This is a genomic window from Prosthecobacter sp., from assembly GCF_014879935.1.
Taxonomy (GTDB): domain Bacteria; phylum Verrucomicrobiota; class Verrucomicrobiia; order Verrucomicrobiales; family Verrucomicrobiaceae; genus Prosthecobacter.
The window spans coordinates 1-21,223 of sequence record NZ_JACSRD010000079.1 but is presented as its reverse complement, the minus strand read 5'-3'; the positions used below and the strand labels follow the sequence as shown (position 1 = coordinate 21,223).

Here is a 21,223-nt window from a genome sequence, read left to right as displayed (position 1 = left end):
TCAACTCGCCACGCTCCTCCGCCACCCATTCACACCCTCGCGGAACAACTCATCCTTCAACTTCGTCCCCAAGCCCGTTCCCGTCGGCAACTCCGCCTTGCCGTTCGTGATGATGGGCAATGTATCGACGAGTTTGTCGTAGAACGAGCGGATGTGCGCCCGCACCGTCTCCTGGAACACCACATTCGCCGATGATGCGGCCAGGTGCAGGCCGCTGAACAGCGTCAGCGGCCCGGTGCAATCGTGGATGGTGGACGGCACGTTGAAAGTCTGCGCCATGTCGATCACGCGGCGTGTTTCGCTGATGCCGCCGTTCCATGTGGGATCGACCATGCAGTAGTCGCAGGCCTGCGCTTGCAGCACGGCGAGGTATTCCTTCCGCCCGAGCAGCATCTCGCTCGCGGCGATGGGCAGGCCGCTGCGGCGACGGAAATCCGCCAGCGTGGCGACGTTATCGACACGCAGCACGTCCTCCAGCCACAGCGGCTTGATCTCGCGCAAGGCCTCCGCGATGCGTTCCGCAGCGGGAAGTTGGAAAAACGCGTGTCCTTCGATGGCGATGTCCATTTTCATGCCCACACGCTCGCGAATCTCGCGCAGCGGCTTCATTGCCTCTTCCACATCGGCCCACGAAATATGCAGACCGCCGTTCCGATGCGCGGCTCGATCAAACGGCCACAGCTTCATCGCCGTGATGCCTTCGGCGAGCAGTTCTTCCGCGAGATCACCTGCGGCGAAATGCGAGGCCCAGTTGTCCTGCAACGGGCCTTTCTGGCCGATGTCACCATACCCCGGCCAGCCCGGATGCCGTGGTGTGCTTGCGGCACCATTGAGTGCACCGTAACTCGGTCCGCCGCTCGTGTTATATACCGGAATCGCGTCACGCACCGGTCCGCCGAGCAGGCGATACACTGGTTGCTTGCACGCTTGCCCGAGAATGTCCCACAGCGCGAGATCAATGGCCGACAGCGCGCGCATTTCCGCACCGGGATGTCCAAATGGTGTGCAGCGCTCATAAATGAAGCGCCAGTGCGATTCGATGGCCAGCGCATCTGCGCCGAGCAGTCGCTCCGCCATCCAGTCATGAATCAACGCCGCGATGGCATGCGGTGTGTAATAAGTCTCCCCGCAGCCGATGAAGCCGTCCTCGGTGTGAATGCGGACGAGCAGCAGGTTCGGCATGATGCCGGAAGGGATGGCGGTTTCGATGGCGGTGATGCGTGACATGGCGGTGAACTGCACAAACAACGCGCTCGGGGCCGTAGTTTGCGCATGACCGCACGTTTCGTCGCCCTCATCGTCCTCACAGCCTCGTTGGCCATCGCCGCACCTCCCGGAGCCACGCCGGAATCACCTCCGCAGCCGCCGAAGTCGGTCGCACCGCATGTTCCGGCGAACTGGAAGGCTGGCGCGGCCACGCTGAAGGTCACGCCGCAAAAGATGCTGTGGATGGCCGGCTATGCCGCGAGGAAAAAACCGGCCGAGGGCAAGGTGCAGGAGCTTTTTGCCAAGGCGCTGGCCCTCCAGGACGAGCAGGGGAACAAGCTCGTTTTCGTCACGCTCGATCTCATCGGCGTGCCGCAGCTCATGCGCCGGGCGGTGGCGGCGGAGGCGGAAAAGCAATTCAAGCTCCCGCAGGCGAATTTGGTCATGAACGCCTCGCACACGCATAGCGGCCCCTCTTTGCGCACGGCCCCGCTGACGGAAAAAGACGATCAAAGAGCCCGCGATGCCTGGGACTACACGCAGAAGCTGCAAAGCGACCTCATCGCCCTCATCGGCAAGGCTTTGACAGACATGCAACCCGCCCGCCTCACATGGAACAAGGCCCGCTGCGGCTTCGCGATGAATCGCCGAAAGGACTACACGCTGCCGCCCGATCATCCGAACGCCAACAAGGCTCCGAACCCGAATGGTCCCGTCGATCACGAGGTGCCAGCGCTGCGTGTCGAGGCCCCGGATGGCACGCTGAAGGCCACGCTCTTCGGCTACGCCTGCCACAACACCTCCCTCGGCTTCTACAACTGGTGCGGCGACTACGCGGGCTTCGCTCAGGAATACCTTCAGGAGCATCGCCCGGGCTTCACCGCCTTGTTTTTGATGGGCTGCGGCGGCGATCAGAATCCCTATCCGCGACGCAGCGATGTCGTTCCGGGTGTCACCGATCTCGAACTCTCCATGCAGCATGGTCGCTCGCTCTCCAACGCCGTCGAGATGGCGCTCACCGTCAACCCACGGCCTGTGGCAGGTCCGATCCGTGCCGCGTATGAGGAGATCAAGCTCAGCTACGCCAACAAAAAACGCGAAGACCACGACTATCCCGTGCAGGTCATCAAGATCGGCAAGGATCTGACCTTCATCACGCTCGGCAGCGAGGTGGTGGTGGATTATTCCCTGCGCTTCAAACGCGAGTTCGCGGGCGAGGCAGGCGTGTGGGTGGCTGGTTACTCGAACGACTACACCGGCTACATGCCCAGCCTCCGCGTGCTCAAAGAAGGCGGCTACGAAGCCGCCGCCGGATGGGCCGAGGATGTCGAGGACCGCATCGCGAAGAAGGTGCATGAACTGCACGACAAGCTGTAGGCGCGTTCGCCAGAATGCGGAAGCCCTCGTTCTGGCGAACGATCCCACGGGGAGCTGTAGGCGCATTCGCCAGAATGCGAGAATCCGCACCTCCACTGGCCTTCGATAGCTCCCAAGCCCCTCGTTCTGGCGAACGAGCCTACTCCGGCTTCACCAAGCTCGTGCGGCCTTGCGCCGTCACCTCATACCAGCCGGGGAAACCACGCCACGAGACTTGGCCCTGCGCATCCGTCTTCAAGGTCACCTCGGTGTGCCACTTCCGGCCGATCCATTCCTCCAAAACCTCCCCGCGAGGCCGGATCGACCAGTCTTTGGACCACGACGCGGCCTCCGGCTTCCAGTGCGAGCCTTCCCAGAATCCCCACAGCAGAAAACTCGTGTAAGCCGGATGGCTGAAGACGGCGATGAGCACATCCCGCGTGTAGTCGGCGGCCAGTTCCTCGTCCTCGGTCGTCACGATGTCGTATTCCGTGATGCTTTGATGCGGCACGATCTTCGCAAAACGATCCGTCACAGCGAGCAGATGCTCCGGCGAGGGCAGGTAGCTCTCGTGAAAGTGCGCCTGATTGCCGAGGCCTGCCACGGTGAAGCCATCCGCCTTCAGCTTCTCGATGTAGGTGAACGTGTCATCGCACTGCGGGCCGGGACGGAAGACCTGATCCTCGTTGATAAAGAATGGCAGCTTCGTGAGCGAGCGTGCCAGCGTGAAGACCTCGCGATCCAGCTTTTCGAGTCCAGGACGCTTGTTCAGCATGTCCGCACCGCCCCAGGCGATGGGATGATTGATCACATCCCACTCGATGACGCGATCCTTCACAAAGGCCATGCGCTCCTCCACGCTGTCGAGCGTGCGCTGGCGGATCACTTCGTTGTCCTTGATGTCGTGCAGATTGAAGGGCGTGGCCACCTGCATGAGGTAATGCCCGCGCACCGGGATGTGTCGCTCCGCGAGCCATTTGAAGGCCGCATCCAGTTCCGCGTTGCGTTTGGCTTTGCGGTCATCCTTGAAGTCAGGAGCCCAGTTGCCGTCTTTGAGGTCATTTTCGAAAACGACGATGCTGAAGAGCTTGTCGACGATCTCACGGTGGCGACGGTCGTCCTCGCTTTCGCCGCTGAAACGCTTCGCCACCACGGCGGATCCAAAACCGAAGGCGTGACGCCGCAACGACAGCTTCACCTCCGTTTCAGCCAGCGGCTGACCCTCTTCGCCCATCACAATCATCGACAAATCCTGCTTCCGATGCTGTTCGATGCGTTCCAGTGCCGCCTTGCGCCACGGTGCATCAGGCTCACGTCCGGCGTAAGTCCGTGGAATGAGCTTCGCCTTCGGAAACAAGGCCACATCCATCGTCGCCGGATACTTCAGCACGCGAATGCTCTCCACCTCGATGCTTTGCTCCTTCTGACCGCACAGCAGCACCACCGCCGCCTTGTCCGCCGGCACGACATCATCCGTCACAAACACCACCGGCTGCTCCGTCCACTCCCGATGAATGCCCACCCCAATCGTCGGCCCAAACGAAGTGTAAGGCGCAGCTCGGAGCTGGAGCTTCGCCAGCACCTCGCCCGACTCCGCCGCGCCCACGACCCGTGCTTTGATCACCGCTAGCACCCGTTCCTTCTTCGCGATCTCCGCCGAAACCGGTGCCGTGAACTGCGCCGAGTAGGCCTTCGCCGGGTCCGCCTTCGTAATCGTGATGCGTTTTCCGGTCTCGAGTGCCTCTACCGTGCCCGCCGCGGCACGTCGTCTTTACCAGTCAAACGGCGGGGTCGAGCACCCGGCGACGCTTGTGTCATTTCACCTGAAGTCGTAAGCCGCGCTAGAATGTCAGCGGTTCGTCGTTTGGGGAGGCCTCGCCATGACTCGTCTCCCACTTTCTGCTTTTCGCGGCCTCGGCGCTGAGTCTGTGCGGTGCCGAACCTTCGAAAGCCCCCTCGCCGGACTTCATCGTCATCGTGCGACGCTTTGCGGATGCGATGATCGAGCACGGTCGCGAGAATCTGCCGGATCCAAAGCTTCCGTTGTTCCCGATCGTGCTCACGCGCGACAAGTATCAGGTGCCGCGCGTGAAAGTGAGCAATCTCTACACCGCGCGTGTGCCGCAGGAGTTCAAGAGCATCGCGAACATCCATCACGATCTGAACTTCTACCAAATCTTCTATGCGCTGACGAAACTCACGGGCGAGCCGAAGTATGCCGCCGAGGCGGATCGTGTGATCGATTACTTCCTCAAGCACTGCCAGGAGCCGAGATACGGCTTCTTCTGCTGGGGCGAGCATCTCGGCTGGGACGTGCTGACGAACAAGCCCGGCGGCTTCCAGCTCGACAACGTGAGCGGCAGCATGATCCACGAGTTTTACCGTCCGTGGATCTTCTGGGACAAATCGTGGGACATGGCGCCGGATGCCTGTCATCGCTTCGCGCAGGCGGTCTGGCGGCATCAGATCAATCATGACGGCGGCACGATTTCGTTCTCGCGTCATGCGATGATTGCCAAAGGGAACAATCCAAGCCGGCGCGGCATGGATTTCCCACGGCATGGCGGCTTCTACATCGCCACTTGGGCGGCGGATTATAGGCACACGAAGGATGCGGAGATCCTTGAGGCCATCGACAAGCTCGTCGCTTCCTTTGAAGCACGCCGCGATCCGACTTCTGGCGCGATCATGCACGGCACGGAGGACTACGCCTTCGACAAGTATGGCCGCAAAACCTTGTACGTTTACACGCAGAGTCCGCTCGGTCTCGCCATTGAACTGCATGATGCCGCGCCTGCGATGCCGGACGCGCTGAAGCAGCGCATGACCGCGCTCGCCGAGAGCATCGACAAGGCCTTCCTCGCCACGCCGCATGATCCAGGCCCCGGCGGCAAAGGCTTCGTGCTCTTCTGCGATCCCTCCACGCTCGCACCCACCGAATACTGGCAGTCAAAGGAGGAACTGGACGCCGGGAAGCCGCCGCGCCGCATTCCTCACACCGGCGGCTGGCGCAGCGCCTACACCGGCCAGCACCCGCACACGTGGGTCACGCCCACGCTCATCGCACGCTACCAGCAGACGAACAAGGAAGGCTACAAGAAGCTGCTCGTTGCCTGTGCGGACAACTACCTCACCGCCGATCCTGACGAAGGCCTGAAGTCGCCCGAGAAAAGCGGTCGCGCGCCCGATGTCGAGTCCGGCTCCATCGGCAACATCATCGTGCTGCTCAACGCCGTCTTCAAACTCACGCAGGACGACAAGTATCTCGCACGCGCCGAGTTCTTCTCCGCCTGGGCTGCGAAGAAGTTCTGGCCCGACAAGAACCCGCTGCCCCGCGCCTCCGTGCGCGAGAACATCTACTCCGCCGCCTCGCGCAGTGACACGCTCGCCATGGCGATGCTGCAGACCGCGCTGCTGCGCACGCAGCCGGCGAAAGAACGCGAACTGGGCTTGATCGCCACGGATCGCTGAATCGAGTGCGCCTTCGATGCACATCCGCCCGTTCCAATCCGCCGACGAAGACGCGGTGATCGCCCTCTGGCAGGCCTGCGGGCTCGTTGTGCCGCAAAACAACCCGAAACGCGACATCGCACGCAAGCTGCGCGTGAATCCCGAGTGGTTTCTCATCGGCGAACTCGATGGAAAGATCATCGCCGCCTGCATGGCCGGCTATGAGGGGCATCGCGGCTGGATCAACTACCTCGCCGTGCATCCTGACCACCAGCGGCGTGGTTTTGCACGCGAATTGATGCAGCACGCGGAGGCGCTGCTCCGCGCCGCCGGCTGCCCGAAGATCAATCTTCAGGTGCGCTGCTCCAACACGGCCGTGATTGCCTTCTACGAGTCGATTGGCTTCTCGGTCGATCCCGTGGTCAGCATGGGCAGACGCCTGGAGCACGATTCGCCGCCGAATTCATGAGCCATGCGCTACAAAGTCGTTCCTCACGATCCTGACTGGAAACTGCAGCATGCCCATGAGGCGGAGCTGATCGCGAGTGCGTTGAACGTCATGGTCGCGAAGGTTCATCACATCGGCAGCACGGCCATTCCAAACATCGCCGCCAAGCCGATCATCGACATTTTGATGGAAGTCGATGACCTCAACGACCTCGACTCGCGGTCTCAGGCGATGGAACGCCTCGGCTACGAAGTCATGGGCGAATTCGGCATTCCTGGACGTCGCTACTTCCGCAAAAACGACGCCACAGGCATTCGCACGCACCAGATTCATGCCTTTGAGGCCGGAAGTGCCGGCGCGGTGCGCCATCTGGCGTTTCGCGACTACATGATCGCCCATCCAGCCGACGCGCAGGCTTATGGAGCGCTCAAAGAACAGCTCGCACGACTGCATCCTGACGATTTTGAGGCCTACATGGCTGGAAAGGATGCCTTCATCCGAGAACATGAGGCCCGGGCCATCGCCTGGAGCCGCGAGCGATGACGGCACATGTCGCAGGCTGATAGGAGCCGCTAGTTTGCGCACCACGTCACGTTTGAGTGCTGCCATGAAAGCACTTCCATTCTTTCTCCTTGCGCTGCCCCTCCTGGGCCAGGATCTCTCCGCACAAAAGCAAAACGTCCTCTCCACGGCGGCAAAGAGCGGAGTGGAGGTGACGCTCGACCAGCCCTTCGCTGGAAACACGAACCCGAAGCAGATGGTGGACGTGTACGTGCCGAAAAAGCGGAATGGTGACAAGCCGCTCCCTGTCATTGCGCTCATCCACGGCGGCGGCTGGGTGAACGGCGACCGTCTCGGCTACGCGTCGCTTGGCATTCAACTGGCCCGCACAGGCGACTACGCGGCGGTGGGTGTCGGATACCGGCTGAGCAAGGAGGCCTCGTGGCCGGCGCAGGTTCACGACTGCAAGGCGGCGATCCGCTGGATCCGGGCCCATGCGAAGGAATACAACCTCGATGCCGACAAGATCGCCGTGTGGGGCAGTTCGGCGGGCGGGCATTTGTCATCACTGCTTGGCACGAGTGGCGACGTGAAGGAGCTGGAGGGCGATCTGGGACCAAACGCCAGCTTCAGCAGCCGTGTGCAGTGCGTGGTGAATCTTTGCGGCCCGGAGGACTTCACACAGGCGCTCATGTTCGACAAACAACACCAGCCGATCTGGAACGACGATGCTGTGAGCGGTCTGCTCGGCGGCAATGCGCAGGAAAAACACGCGAATGCCGTCGCGGCATCGCCGGTGACGCACGTCAGCAAGGATGATCCGCCTTTCATCACTTTCCACGGCACGCAGGACCAGCGCGTGGCCTTCCGGCATGCGGAAACGATCCACGCGGCGCTGCAAAAGGCCGGCGTGCCATCGTTGCTCGTGCCAATCACCGGTGGTGCGCATGGATCGGTGAGCCATCCCGAGGTCAAGGTGCGGGGACAGCAGTTCACCGACAAGATCCTGCGCGGCATCGAGGCCACCATCGACACCACGCCGCTCCAGGCACTGCCTGAGCCGCCGAAGAAGAAGTAGCCGCCAGTGCATTCCTCCCGGCCACTTCCGCGTTGATGATCCAGCGAGGCTTCACGCCTTCATGTGGGACCACAGCTTCGTCACTATCCCGCTGAACTGCGTTCGTGGCCGGCGGCGTCCCGCGACACGCCCCCGGGCATCAGTTTCGCTTCCGATACATCGCAGGTGAACTGCCGATACGTTTGCGGAAATGCTGGGCGAAGCTGCTTTGATCGACGAAACCGCAGCGGGTGGCGATCTCGCCGGCGGAGAGGGCGGATTGTTCGAGGAGCTTGGTGGCTTCCAAGACGCGGGTGCGGATGAGAAACTCCTGCGGCGTGATGCCGAAGGCACTCTGAAAGCGGCGCTGGAGCTGGCGCAGCGACTGGCCGCATGATTTGGCGAGATCCTCGATCTTGAGCGGTTTCGAGAAGTCACGCCGCATGATCTCGACCGCTTGGGCCACGGTTTGAAACACCGGCAGGCGTCGCTCAGCCTCATCAGGCCGGCGGAGCGTGCCCATCACGCCCTGCACGCGGCCCCGGCGGTCGTGGAGCGGCAGTTTCGTGACGAGAAACCAGTCCGGCATGCCCTGGCGGTCCCACCAGAGCTCGATGCGCTCGATGATCCTCACCTGCCCGGCGAGGAGACGATTGTCGTCATCCACATAAGCCTGCGCCATCGTGTCGGGATTGATGTCGAAATCCGTGCGACCGATGAATTCGGAGTCGTCCGGCATCTGGTAGCGCTGCAGCAGGCCCTCGCTGGCAAACATGAGATGCCCGTCGCGATTCTTGGCGAAGAAATAGACGCCCGGCAGATGGTCAAAGAGGCGCTGGAACAGCAACGTAGGTTCCAGTGAGGTCATCCACGCATCGCGGGCCTTGCGCCAGCGGGCGATCTCCGCCGCGCCGCGTCGGGGACGCTCGCGGGGCTTTAGCGGAGTCGGATTTCGCGGGGTGGCTGGCACGGGCGGAGCATGGCGTGCGGATGACAAGGCGCAACCTCACCGCGCCACCTTGGCGAGCATGGCTTTGCACTCCTCCCACGGCACCTCGTGCGGCTGGCGCTTCGTGGTGGCGGCGAGCGCGGCGGTGACGCCGGCGGCCTCTCCCATGGCGACGGCATTGCCGGTGACGCGATAGCTGGCATGGGCGACAAAATCGCCGCTGATGCATCGGCCAGCCATCATGAGGCCGTCCACGTCTTTGGCGATGAGCGCCCGCAGCGGGATGTCGTAGGGCGTGAATTTGGTCACGCCACCACGCTCGATGGTGACCTTGTCATTGTCCTTCTTGCTCTTCGCATGGATGTCCACGCCAAAGGTCACGCGAGCCACCGCATCGTCGTGACGGGCGGCGGTGGTGAGGTCTTCTTTTGTCACCGTGTAGCGGCCGTGGATGCGGCGGCCGTCGCGCACGCCGATCTGCTCTGCCGTGGCAACGACCTGCAGGCCGTCCCACACGCCGCCGAGTTTTCTCAGGGCACGCACAATGGTGAAAACCTCTTTCCTCGCCCGCACGGTGGCGGCGGTCATGGCATCCGCATCATCGGGACGCACGCCGTATTCGTGGTTGAGCATGAGGAGGACGATGTTGTCACGCACATGGAAGATGGTCGGCATGCCGTAGGAAGGGTCCACACCGGCTCGCTGGATGTCGGCTTTGAGGTTCTCCGTGGCTTTGACATGCCAGTTGAGGTCGCCTTGATAAAACGAGATGTATTTCTGCATCTGCGTCACATCCCGCACGACGGCGAGGGCGTTCATCGTGAGCGGCTGGCATTCGCAACGCGGTGTCTTTGCCTGCCCCATCTGGCCGAGATCCCACCCGCAGCCCGCCAGACCGCCGAGCACGCCATCGCCTGTGGTATCGATGAAAACCGGCGCACGCCAGGCCTCGCGCCCGGAGCGTGATTCCGTGACGACCGTGGTGAGCTGACGCCCTTCACGATACGCGGCCACGAGACGTGTGTGCAGGCGAAAGGACACGCCCGCCTCGGTGCAGAGATCTTCGAGCAGGAGCTTCATCTCGTCCGGTTCATACACAAAGCGGCCCGCATCACCACCACGACGAGCGCCACGTTCATCGAGCAACCGCGTGATCTCTTGCGTGAAGCCCGGCTTGTTGAAATCAAAGATCCAGGTGAGCAGCCCCGCCGTCCACACGCCACCGAGGCAGCCATTTGTCTCAAACAACCGCACTTTGGCCCCTGCCCGGGCCGCCGCGACGGCGGCAGCTACGCCTGCCGGTCCGGCACCGCACACGATCACGTCCGCGTCCTGCGTGAGCGGCACTTGGCGACCGGGTTCGTCAAATTCGACGGCGGTGGTTCCGCTGGTGGCACTCCAAGCCGCAGCGGGAAGCAAGCCCGGACCTGCCAGCGCAGCGCGAAAGAAGTGACGGCGGGAGAAGTCGTGGGCGGAGGAGGTCATGGTGGGAAAGAGGCCTCATGATAAGCGATTTGGACTCCTTATTCATCTCAACGCCGCCCGACATCACTCCGTCGCATTTCGCCGCATCTTTGTCGTGACGCGAGAGCGTGCTTTTGCTTTGCTGCGCCATCATGAAACCCATCGTCCAGATCAGCCTCGACCTCACCAACATCGACGAAGCCCTCGAAACGGCCGCTTTGGCCATGCGCGCCGGTGTGGACTGGCTGGAGGCCGGCACGCCGCTGATTCTCGCCGAGGGTTTGCATGGCGTGCGTGCCCTGCGGAAAGCCTTTCCGACCACGCCGATCGTCGCCGATCTCAAAACGATGGACGGCGGCTACCTCGAAGCCGAGATGATGGCCAAGGCCGGTGCCACGCACGTCGTCGTGATGGCCCGTGCACATGCGGAGACCGTGAAATGCGTCGTGAAGGCCGGCAAAGACTTCGGGTGCAAGGTGATGGGCGATAACATGATCTGCGAAGACATGGTCGCCGGGGCGAAATGGCTCGAAGACCTCGGCTGTGACTACATCATCCATCACATCGGCTACGACGAGCGCCGCGGCATCGCCGCCGCCGGCCACCGCATGCCAAGCCCGCTCGACAAACTCCGCGAAGTCGTCCAGGCCGTGAAAGTGCCCGTCCAAGCCGTCGGAGGTTTGAGTCTGGAGCAGGCGATCCAGTGCCCGAAATACGGCGCACCGCTGGTCGTCCTCGGCGCACCACTCACCATCGACGCGGATGCCTTCAAAACCGCCGATGGCAATCTCGAAGCATCGCTGCGCATGATTTGTGAGGCCGTGCATGCACAGGATGTGCCGGCTTTTTGAACCATCGGTGCATGCCGCCCTGGCATGCACGCGATCGTTCCGGTCAGGGGGCGGTGACCGAGACGCGGCTGAACGTGGTCGTGGGCAACGGCAGGCCCAGGGGCTGGTTCACCACGACGCGTTCCCAGTTGGCGTCGATGGTGGTCACGGTCTCCGGGGCCGTCATGGGGATGAAGTTGCCCAGGCCGTTGACGGAATAGAGTGGTGTGTAAATCAGGCCGCTGTTCCGGCGGCGGATGAATTCCACGCGGATGGCGTCCGGCGGGCCGCTTGTGCCGGGGACGGTGACGGCGGGCAGTCCGCTGGTGCCGGTGCCGGGAGCGAGTCCACTCACATTCGGGCCGGTGAGCGGCATGTTGAAGGCATACTTCAGCAGGTTGGGCACGCCATCGGCGAAGGGTTCGGCAGTCGGCGCGGCATCTGCACCACTCAGGCCGTGGCTTTCGGCCCAGGTGGCCGCCTCGGCCTCGGTCGTTGAGCTGTAGGCAGCGCCCTGGATGCTGAAATTGAAGGGATTTTCATCCGCGTCGTTCGTTGTGAAACTCAGCGTGGCAAAATGAAGACCTGCTGTGCCCGGATCGAAGGTGACCTGAAACGTCGTGCTCTGACCGGTCGGCACGGAAGACGGTGGTGGCGCATTCACGATGAAGCTGGCTGCATCAGCGCCACCGATCACCACCGGCCCCAGCGTCAGAGTTGCGTCGCCTGTGTTTTGGATCGCGAAGGTGCGCGTCACCGTGCCCCCTGCCGTGGCCGTGCTGCCGAAGTCCGTGTGATCACCCAGGGTCGGCGAGGTGTCGCCATCGGCGATGTTGATTCCGTTGCCGGTCATCACGATCTCGGGTGTCAGGATCGTGAAAGTCGTGGTCGAGGAGTAACTCGTGCCTTCGGAGTTCGTGGCATAGGCCACAAAGGAATAACTCGTTCCAGGCGTGAGGCCGAAGAACACGTAGTCGATCTGGTTGACGTCGCCGCCTGTCATCACCGTGTTCGTCACGCCCGTGCCGTCGATGCGCGGCGTGCCGTTGATGCTGGTGACCGCATAAACCACGCCGCGCTGGGTGACAGGTGCGCCGCCATCGCTGGTCACCGCGCATCGCACGGCGGGGCCCAGACCTAGGCTCAGGAAGTCCGAGGCCACAGGCTCGCCCAGGGTGGGCGGCGCGCGCCGGGTCACGGTGACCGTGTAAGCCTTCAAGGTGGAGCCGTCTTCGGCCGTGACGGCGATGTTGATGACGTTCGCTCCCACAACGAGCGGGATCGGAAGAGAGGGTGAGCCCGTCGGCACGATGACATTGTTGACACGGATCGTGGCATCCGCCTGCGCGGCAGTGGGCGTCACCGTGATGGTGTCGGTGACGTTTGACACGCTCGCTGTGTAAGCCGTCGTGCCACTGGCGAACGACGGCGACAGGGCGCCGGCGCTCAGCACGAGGCCGCTGAGGTCCGCGTTGTCACTGGGCGTGGTGAAGGTGCCGGTGGATGAGTAGCTCGTGCCTTCGGAGTTCGTGGCGTAGGCGGCAAAGGAATAGCTGGTGCCTGGTGTCAGACCGAGGAGGAAAGCTGAGACCTGGGTGGTGTCGAACCCTCCGTCTGGAGACTGCATCACGCCCGTGCCGCCGAGGCGGGGCGTGTCGTTCGTGCTGGTGATCGCATAAACCATGCCACGCTGGGTGACAGGTGCGCCGCCATCGCTGGTCACCGGGCATTCCGATTCGGCGCCAGTGGCAGAGACGGCGAAGGCCAGCGGGGTGCCCAGCGTGGGTGGCGCGAGGCGTGTCACGGTGACCGTGTAAGCCTTTGAGGTCCCGTTTTCGGCGGTCACGAGGATGGTGATGGGGTTCAGTCCGACCTGCAGCGGCAGCGCCGGGCTGGCACTGCCGGAGGGGACCACGCCGCCGTTCACCCGCACCGTGGAGGCCGCGTTTGCCGCGGTGGGCGTCACGGTCAGGGAGGCGGTGTTGTGGGACACTGTCGCCGTGTAGTCCGTGACAGACACGGGGGAAAATGCCGGGCTAAGCATGCCTTGGGACAAGGCAAGACCTGCCAGATCCGCATTACTGCTGAGAACGTTGAATGTGAAGCTTTGCGGGGCGCTGGTGGCGGTTCCTCCATTGGCAGTGCCACCGTCGTCCTGCGCGGTGACTGTCACGGTTGCAGTGCCGCTGCGGGAGGGGTCTGGCATGAAGGTCAGCGTGCCGTCCGAAGTGATGGCCGGCTGCACGGAGAAGAGCTCGTTGTTGGTGTTGGTGACGGTGAAGTCCACGCTCTGCCCGGCCTCGTTGGCAGGGCCAGGAGAGATGCTGGTGACAAACCCCGGCACGGCCGTGAATCCAGCATTGGCAAAGGCGGTGAAGGAGCCCCCCGATGGCATGGCAAATGAAGGCGCGTCGTTCACCGGGTTCACCACAAGGTCAAAGGTTCTGGATGTGGTGTCCACCTCGTCGCTGACACTTACGGTGATGGTCGCCGTGCCGTGGGCATCCGGCCTTAGCACCAGAGTCAGCAGTCCTGTGGACGCAGGGCTGAGGTATTGGACATACATGGTGTCGACCAAGGAAGGATTGCTGCTGGAAGCGATGACCCTCAAAAAGTCGAGTTCGTCTGTCGCGCCGGTGCCGATGCCGGTGATCTCCACGGTCTGCCAGCCGGCATCCTCATTGACCGGCAGCGGGCTGAGAGCGGCCAGGGTGGGCAGGTCGTTGACCGGGGTGATGACAAGGTTCACCAAGGCCGGCTCAGACACGCCGCCGAAACCATCGCGCGCGGTGAAGGTGAATGAGTCATCGCCATGGAATTCCGCCGCCGGAGTGTAGGTGGCCGTGCTGCCGGTGATGCTCACGGTGCCATGGGCAGGCTGCGTGGCCACGGCAAAGGTGAGCGCGTCGCCATCCGCGTCCAGGCCGTCCAGCAGGATGTCCATGGGGATGTCCTCCGCGGTGTTCAGCCCGCCACGCCCGAACGCCAGCGGCGTTGAGTTCGGCGTGGTGAAGCTGGCATCAGCGCTGTTGATCGTGCCTGCGGCATTGGTGGCGCTGAGGCGGAAATGGTACAGCGTTCGCGGCTGGAGTCCGCTGAGCGCGGCGCTCACCGGCACCGGGGCCGCGCCTGTCACGGTAGCGGGCTGCGCCACCGCCGTCTGACCGTAGCTGGTGGTGGTGCCATAGTGGAAGGTCACCGTCGTGCTCCCGCCGTTGGCATTCACGGTGCCGTTGAGGGTCGCGATCATGCCCGCCAGGCCGCTGGCAGCCCCGACCGTCACCGTCGGTGCATTCACCGTCGGCACGGCAGCGAGGGCCAGACTGTGGTATGATCCGCCACGCAGCGCGCTGCAGCCCACCAGATTCCTGGCGTCCACAGTTGCGGGCACGAGGCTCTGAGTCGTGCTGTTGTTGCCGAGCTGGCCATAGTAGTTAAATCCCCACGCCACCACCGTGCCGTCGGAGCACCGCACTACAGTGTGATGACCTCCTACTGTGAAGGCCACGACCGTCTTGCCAGCGAGCACGCCGCCAGTGTCCACCGCCACCGGCACAGAACTATTCGTCGTGCTATTGTTGCCAAGCTGGCCGTTGCCATTGTTTCCCCACACCGCCAACGTGCCGTCAGAGCAGAGCGCCACGCTGTGAACGTCTCCTGCTTCCACGGCTACCACCAATTTGCCAGAAAGCACCCCGCTGTTGTTCACTGCCACCGGCACAAGGCTCCTGGTCGTGTTGTTGTTGCCGAGCTGGCCGTATTCGTTATCGCCCCACGCGGCCACCGTGCCGTCAGAGCACAGCGCCACGTTGTGAAAGTACGACCCCGAGACAGCCACAACCGTCTTGCCGAAGAGCACCCCGCTGGTGTTCACCGCCACTGGCACATGGCTATTTGTCGTGCTGTTGTTGCCGAGCTGGCCATTGCGGTTGTCGCCCCACGCAGCCACCGTGCCATCAGAACACAGCACCAAGCTATGATAGTAGCCCGCTGAGATGGCCGTGACTGTCTTGCCGGAAAGCACACCGCTGACATCCACCGCCACCGGCACACCGCTAGCGATGGCTGTGTTGTTCCCAAGCGCGCCCCCTTGGTTGTCGCCCCACGCCACCACTGTGCCGTCAGAGCATAGCGCGACGCTGTGATAGGCACCTGCCGCGATGGCCACCACCGTCTTGCCGGATAGCACTCCGTTCACGTCCACTGCCACCGGCACAGCACTCTGGGTCGTGCTGTTATTGCCGAGCTGACCATAGCTGTTGTTGCCCCACGCCGCCACCGTGCCGTCAGAGCATAGCGCCAGGGAGTGCAGGTATCCCGCTGAGACGGTTATGATTGTCTTGCCAGAGAGGACCCCACTGGTTAGCGTCGCTGCGGGCACGAGGCTTTGCGTGGTGCTGTTGTTGCCCAGTTGGCCATAATCGTTGCGGCCCCAGGCCATGAGGCGGGTGTTCTTCCATGTCAGCACCAAGTCATTGCCCGTGCCGCCGTAATAGTTTGCCACGAAGTCATAGTCCTCCCCGGCGTAGCTGAGCGAAACGGTCTGACCGTGCGCCAGATTGGTGAAGGCACCGCTGATGAATCCGGGTCCGGTATTGTTTATTACCACCAGCTCCGTGCCCGCCACTGGGGCATAATCCAATGCCAGAGAGGCCGTGCTGCCGCCAGCGATCACTGGTGCGGACGAGGTCAATGGCTCATCCGTCGCGTTCGCATACGTGTGGGTGACAGACCCCATGGCCAGGGTGATCGTAAAGCGGTGCGTGAAGCTCGTGTCCACGCCGCCATTGGCGGTGCCGCCATCGTCCCGCGCGGTCACGCTCACGGTCACCTTCGCGGGCGTGGCGGTGGGATTCGGAGTGAAGGTCAGGGTGCCATTCGGAGCAATCGCCGGCTGGACGCTGAAGAGCGCGTTGTTGTCGTTGGTCACCTGGAAACTCACTGTCTGGCCCGTCTCTTCCGGCGGTCCGACGGAGATCGCGGTCGCAAAGCTGGGGATCGACATGGTGCCCGCGCCCGAGCTGACCGTCATGTTATAGAGAGGCGCGGAAGACGTGTAGATCTGGCCGTTTAAAACTACTGCGGCCAGCCTGCTGCCGTCGGCCGAGGAGGCGATGGACATCCAATCGCGGCTGCCGGCTGACTGGGTCGTCCAGGTCAAGCCGGAGTCTGCCGAGGTGTAGATCTGCCCGTTTATGTTCGTCACGGCGGCCAGCCTCGTTCCATCTGCGGAAGAGGTAACTGACCTCCAGTTGCGGTTGCCGTCCAGCCGCCAGGTCCAATTCGCGCCCGAGTTGGCCGAGGTGTAAACGTCAGCACCTGCCGCGATCAGCTTCGTCCCATCGGCGGAGGAGGCGATGGAGCGCCCGTCGGCGCTCCGAGATGTCCAAGTCGCGCCCGAGTTCGTGGAAGTGTAAACTGAACCTCTTGCTGCTGCGAGCTTTGTCCCATCAGAGGAGGAGGCAATGCCCGTCCATTGGCCGTAAGCGTTCTCCTGCCTTGTCCATGTCACGCCCGAGTCGGTCGAAGTGTAGATATATTCAGCATTCTCGGAAAAATTGCCATTGGCCACAGCCGCCAGCTTTGTTCCGTCTGCGGAAGAGACGATGCCGGTCCATTTGCGCTGGCCGCTGCTCGACTGCGCCGTCCAGGTCAAGCCAGCGTCTGTTGAGATGTGGACATACCCGTTGTTAAGTGCAGCCGCAAGTTTCCTTCCATCTGCGGAAGAAGTGATGGCCGACCAAAGACCGTAGGTGCCCGGCCGCTCGACCCACGTCACGCCCGCGTCGGTGGACGTGTAGATGGAGCCGCCGTAAACCACGGCTGCCAGCTTCGTCCCATCAGCCGAGGAAGTGACGGCCCACCAGTTGCGGTTGCCGCTCGCCTGCGCCGTCCAGGTCTCGCCGGCGGGCAGGCCGCTGGAAGGAAGTGCAAAGGTCGGTTCCTTGTTCACCTGGTTGACCGTCACCAGGAAGGTGCGGTCGGTCGTGGTCTCTCCATCATTCACCGTGACGGTGATTACCGCCAGGCCGCGGGCGTTTGCGACCGGGGTGAAGGTCAGCGTGCCGGTGGCATTCGGCGATGTGTAGTTCACCGTGGGATGGGGGATGAGGGCCGTGTTGCTCGACGTGGCAGTCACTGTGAGCGTCTGCGTCTCATTGGGCGCGCCCGTGCTGATGCCTGAGAGGGACACCGTTTGCGGTCCGGCATCCTCCAGGAGCGCCGGGTTCGGGATTTCATTGAGGGTAGGCGGATCGTTGCGCGGCGTCACTGTGATGTTCACTGTTCCCTGAGCATAACCAAACCCGCCCTTGCCTTGAGGATCGGTCGCGTAAAAGACAAAGGAATCAGTCCCATGGAAATTCGGCTCAGGGGTATAGGTCATGTATTGTCCATAGCCAGGCAGATAATAACCTGCCGAAAGCGTTCCATGCGCTGGCTGGGTGATGAGGGTCATTGTCAACATGTCGCCATCCTCGTCTTTCGCCGACAGCAGCACGTGGCTGCTGGTGTCTTCCGGGAGGGACGCCTCGCTGTTGAATGCGACTGGAGTGGTGTCCACTGTGGTAAATGTCTTGACGTCCGAGGCCATCACTGGCGGGAAACCCTGGATCATGTAGCCCACGGCATAGTAGTAGGTGGTATGAACGTCTCCGGAAAGGTCATAGCGCACCTCCACCGGGCTCGACCCGGACACCGATGATGGCGTGGCCTGCTGGTAGGACATCTGATCCGGACTCTTGCCGTAGAAGAAAAGCGGCGTCACCGTCATGCCATTGGGATTCACGCGACCCACGAGGGTCGCGCCCCGGGCGTGTTCATTGAGTGTCACGGTGGTGGTGAGCGTCGGAGCGGTGACGGGCGTGGTGAAGGTGCCCACCGTTGACCAGCCCCAGCCTTCGGCGCTCAGCGCATAGGCGCGGTAGGAGTATTGGGAGTTCGCCAGCAGCCCGGTGGCATTGACGGTGAACACACCGGTGGTTCCGCTGGTGGTCACGTTCGTCACATTGCCGTTGTTGGGCTGCGGGCTGGCATTCACGGAAGTCAGAGCGTAGCACACACCGCGCTCTGTCACGGGCTGGGTGCCAGCGCTTGTCACGTTCCCGCCCAGGGTGGCCGTCGTCGCGGCGATGTTGGCCGCCGTGGGCGTGATCACGGTGGGAGGTGCGTTGCCAAGGGTGGAGAAGGTGGCCACCGGGGAGTAGGCGACGCCGCCCTCATAAGTGGCGTAGGCTCTGAAGGAGTATTGCACGGGATTAATCAGGGAGCTGGCCTGCACGGTGAACGAGCCCGTGGCACCGCTGGTGCTGATCTGCTGAACGTAGCTGCCGCCGATGACGGGATCCGCGTTGGACGAAGTGATGGAGAGCACCACGCCGCGGCCGGTGACTGTTCCTGCCAGACTCTCACTCACCGTTCCGCCCAGCGTGGCGCTGTTGGTGCCCACATTCGTGGCGATGGCGTTGCTGACGGTGGGAGGGATCAAGAACCCCGGCACCGTCCCTGTGATGGTGTAGGAACCGATCGAGCCATAGCTGGAGTAACCATTGGTGAGCCAATCACCGTCGCCGACGCCTGCCACCTTCACATAATATTGGCCGGCTCCGAGCGTCCTGGTGATGGAGGCATTCACCGAAGGGGAGGGACTGTCGGAGGCGATCACGCCGCCATCGGCGCCCAGGATTTGCAGAGACGCGTCCAAGGAGGGCCTGGTGGCCGTCACGGTGATGGTGGCAGTGCCGCCCGTGGTGGAAAATCGAAAATAATCGGCATCTGCCTGCCACATGGGGACGCCGAATTGATCCACCGGCGTCCCGTTCATGATGACGCCGGATTGATTGATCGTGGTCCCGTTCACAGAGAGCTGCGCGGCGGTGTCTGGTGTCCCGCCATCTTCATCAGCAACGCTGCCAACCTTTCCCGCAATCACCGTGAGGTCGTCCTCGAGTTCACTGGCGTTTTGGTATTCGCCTTTGCTCCATTGCACGAGGTCTGCCTTCACCCGGACGTAGAACGTCTGCCCTCCCGAGTTAAAACTCCCGTTCCGCACTGGCGACCCCATGATCGGGCCCCACCGGTGATTGTACACCGGCGGCGTGTAATTGGGCGTAGACATCTTCACCGACCCCTGACCATGTCCTGTCAGGTATTCTGCGGTGTTGATGCCATCATGCTCCAGTGAAAGGGTATGCCCGATCTCGTGCGCCACGCTAATGGCCACTGCGTCAATCCCATAAGTGGGCACATCATGCGTGTAGGCCCAGGCCAAGGCGTTTGGGCTCGTGGTGCCATAGGTGTCGAGGGCAGCGTACCCAAGCGTTCCTGCCGCTCCCCCTCCCGCAATGTTTGTCGGCGTGATGACGCATTTCATGCGCCGCGTTGCCGGTGCCGCAGTGTATCGTGCAAGATCTGTGGTGACATTGACATCGAAGGAGCGAAAGTATTCCGCAACCTCGTTGAAAATGGTGGTGATTTGAGCTGCCGTAAGTCCGGCGGGCGCAGCCACAATGGGGTTACCTCCGTTATCAAGAGTGTTATAAATCGTCCCTGAAACGGTCTCCCCGTTGAAGTTGAGATAAAACTGAACGAGGGCCGAAGGCCGGCTGTCGAGAAGGGGGGCTGGCTCTGAGACAGGAGGCGGGGCATCTTGGACCTCCGGCGCACCTCCGACCCCTGTCAGTGGTGCAGTTTGCTGCTCCATCCTGGCCGTCATGGGCTCCCTCTCCGGCGGTACACACACCACCTGGCCCAGCGGGACTTCCTTCCACTGCACCGCTTCGCCCCCAACGTCCTCAATGCGGTAGGCAGTCTCTTCCTTCATCAGCAGCATCTGCCCCCGCAATCTTCCATTCTCGCTCTCCAAAGTGAAACCTCCCTGCCGCCCCACCAGACCGCCGATCACGGACACAGCGCCGTCCGCAGGAAAATGCACAAATTGGACGGTGCCAGGGATGCTTTCGCGGTCAGACAGCGGGAGGTCAATGGTCTCTCCCGGCTGCAGCCCCGCCAGTCCTGCGAACGATGCACGCTCCAGACGGGTGACACGCCCTTGAGACTGGCGGTTGGCCAGATTCCCCTGCGGTAGCACGGCGGCACCCGGCACAAGCGGCTTTCCGGTGGTTTTTCCGATGATTTTGAAAACGCGTCGCTTGGCAGAGTCCCCTTTGATGACGGTTTCCTGAGAGCTGGCCTTCGCAAGTGTCCCCGGAGCGGCTCGGGGCACTTGGTCCCCGACGACGGAGGAGACTGAAGGCGAGGCGACAACGTCGGTTTCACGATCTGAGAACGACACATTCGGGCGAATGCAAAGAACTATCGTTCCGATCAACAAGGCAGCAGCCATTGCGACGGTGAATGCGGGAGGTCTGACGTGTTTCATAGGCAATAGCAGGGCACTCGGGCGGGAAAGAATTCAGGAATCGGAGGGGGGAGGAACCGGAGCCTAGGAGTTGCTAGCCTGACACCGGCTGGGGCCGACCACGGTGGGGATGATGTGCGCCCGGTAGGCGCACGCGGCGGCAGCCGTGCGGCCGGGAACACCCAGCCGCTGGAAGAGCTGGCTGATGTGGTTCTTCACGGTGTGAAAGCTGAGGCCGAGGATGAGACTGATCTCCTCATTCGTCTTGCCCTCTGCGATCCAGTGCAGCACCTCGGCCTGGCGGCGGGTGAGACTCAAACGTTCGATCAAAAACTTGATGGCAGACTCAGGATCAATGGGTGGTGACGACGAAAACGCGGGCAAGTCCTTGTTATCGAGCCTGTCAGAAGATGCGCGATAGGCCGTTCGGCCTAGTCGTGGCACGCCGGCATGTGTCTCGTCACGTCTGCTGGGCGCAGGCGTGGGAGACTCTGAGGTGACGACGGATTGCATGGAGGGGGCTCACCCTTTCACTGCGCCGCTCTCCCTCGGGCGTTACGCTGTGCGGACAAAGAAAAGTCGATGAAGCTGGCGGCTGAGCCAC

General features: G+C 62.5%; 12 protein-coding genes. 6 read left to right on the top strand and 6 right to left on the bottom strand.

What is annotated here, in order from left to right; all coding sequences use genetic code 11:
- Positions 1-1,227 carry a mandelate racemase/muconate lactonizing enzyme family protein gene (locus IAE77_RS04065; protein WP_294222224.1) on the bottom strand — a complete coding sequence of 409 codons (1,227 nt, stop codon included), beginning with the start codon at positions 1,225-1,227 and terminating at the stop codon, positions 1-3.
- Positions 1,228-1,272: 45 nt separating this feature from the next.
- Here IAE77_RS04065 and IAE77_RS04060 point away from each other — a divergent pair, with 45 nt between their 5' ends.
- The gene (locus IAE77_RS04060; RefSeq protein WP_294222221.1) at positions 1,273-2,583 is read left to right on the top strand and encodes a neutral/alkaline non-lysosomal ceramidase N-terminal domain-containing protein; all 1,311 of its coding nucleotides are present in this window, start codon (positions 1,273-1,275) and stop codon (positions 2,581-2,583) included.
- 139 nt (positions 2,584-2,722) lie between these two features.
- Here the strand turns inward: IAE77_RS04060 and IAE77_RS04055 are convergent, their stop codons facing one another.
- The gene (locus IAE77_RS04055; RefSeq protein WP_294222218.1) at positions 2,723-4,186 is read right to left on the bottom strand and encodes an endo-1,4-beta-xylanase; all 1,464 of its coding nucleotides are present in this window, start codon (positions 4,184-4,186) and stop codon (positions 2,723-2,725) included.
- Between the two features lie 353 nt (positions 4,187-4,539).
- Between IAE77_RS04055 and IAE77_RS04050 the strand changes: the two genes are divergently transcribed.
- The 4 genes from IAE77_RS04050 to IAE77_RS04035 all read left to right on the top strand — a co-directional run bounded on the left by IAE77_RS04050 (position 4,540) and on the right by IAE77_RS04035 (position 8,039).
- A complete protein-coding gene (locus IAE77_RS04050; protein WP_294222215.1) occupies positions 4,540-6,033 on the top strand; it encodes a hypothetical protein in 1,494 nt (497 codons plus the stop codon).
- 16 nt (positions 6,034-6,049) lie between these two features.
- Entirely contained in the window at positions 6,050-6,481 is a 432-nt protein-coding gene (locus tag IAE77_RS04045) for a GNAT family acetyltransferase (protein ID WP_294222212.1), read from the top strand.
- Between the two features lie 3 nt (positions 6,482-6,484).
- Positions 6,485-7,003, top strand: coding sequence for a GrpB family protein (locus IAE77_RS04040; RefSeq protein WP_294222210.1), 519 nt, complete (start codon positions 6,485-6,487; stop codon positions 7,001-7,003).
- A 64-nt stretch (positions 7,004-7,067) separates the two neighbouring features.
- Positions 7,068-8,039 carry an alpha/beta hydrolase gene (locus IAE77_RS04035; protein WP_294222207.1) on the top strand — a complete coding sequence of 324 codons (972 nt, stop codon included), beginning with the start codon at positions 7,068-7,070 and terminating at the stop codon, positions 8,037-8,039.
- A gap of 139 nt (positions 8,040-8,178) precedes the next feature.
- On the opposite strand, the gene IAE77_RS04030 is transcribed toward IAE77_RS04035, so the two are convergent.
- Both IAE77_RS04030 and IAE77_RS04025 read right to left on the bottom strand, forming a co-directional pair.
- Entirely contained in the window at positions 8,179-8,988 is an 810-nt protein-coding gene (locus IAE77_RS04030; RefSeq protein ID WP_294222204.1) for a helix-turn-helix domain-containing protein, read from the bottom strand.
- Positions 8,989-9,024: 36 nt separating this feature from the next.
- Entirely contained in the window at positions 9,025-10,452 is a 1,428-nt protein-coding gene (locus IAE77_RS04025; protein ID WP_294222200.1) for an FAD-dependent oxidoreductase, read from the bottom strand.
- A gap of 131 nt (positions 10,453-10,583) precedes the next feature.
- Between IAE77_RS04025 and IAE77_RS04020 the strand changes: the two genes are divergently transcribed.
- Positions 10,584-11,282 (top strand): orotidine 5'-phosphate decarboxylase / HUMPS family protein, encoded by a 699-nt coding sequence (locus IAE77_RS04020; protein ID WP_294222196.1) that lies wholly within the window; start codon positions 10,584-10,586, stop codon positions 11,280-11,282.
- A gap of 43 nt (positions 11,283-11,325) precedes the next feature.
- Here the strand turns inward: IAE77_RS04020 and IAE77_RS04015 are convergent, their stop codons facing one another.
- The gene (locus IAE77_RS04015; protein WP_294222193.1) at positions 11,326-20,349 is read right to left on the bottom strand and encodes a tandem-95 repeat protein; all 9,024 of its coding nucleotides are present in this window, start codon (positions 20,347-20,349) and stop codon (positions 11,326-11,328) included.
- Positions 20,350-20,703: 354 nt separating this feature from the next.
- A complete protein-coding gene (locus tag IAE77_RS04010) occupies positions 20,704-21,132 on the bottom strand; it encodes a helix-turn-helix transcriptional regulator (RefSeq protein ID WP_294222190.1) in 429 nt (142 codons plus the stop codon).
- Positions 21,133-21,223: the final 91 nt, after the last annotated feature.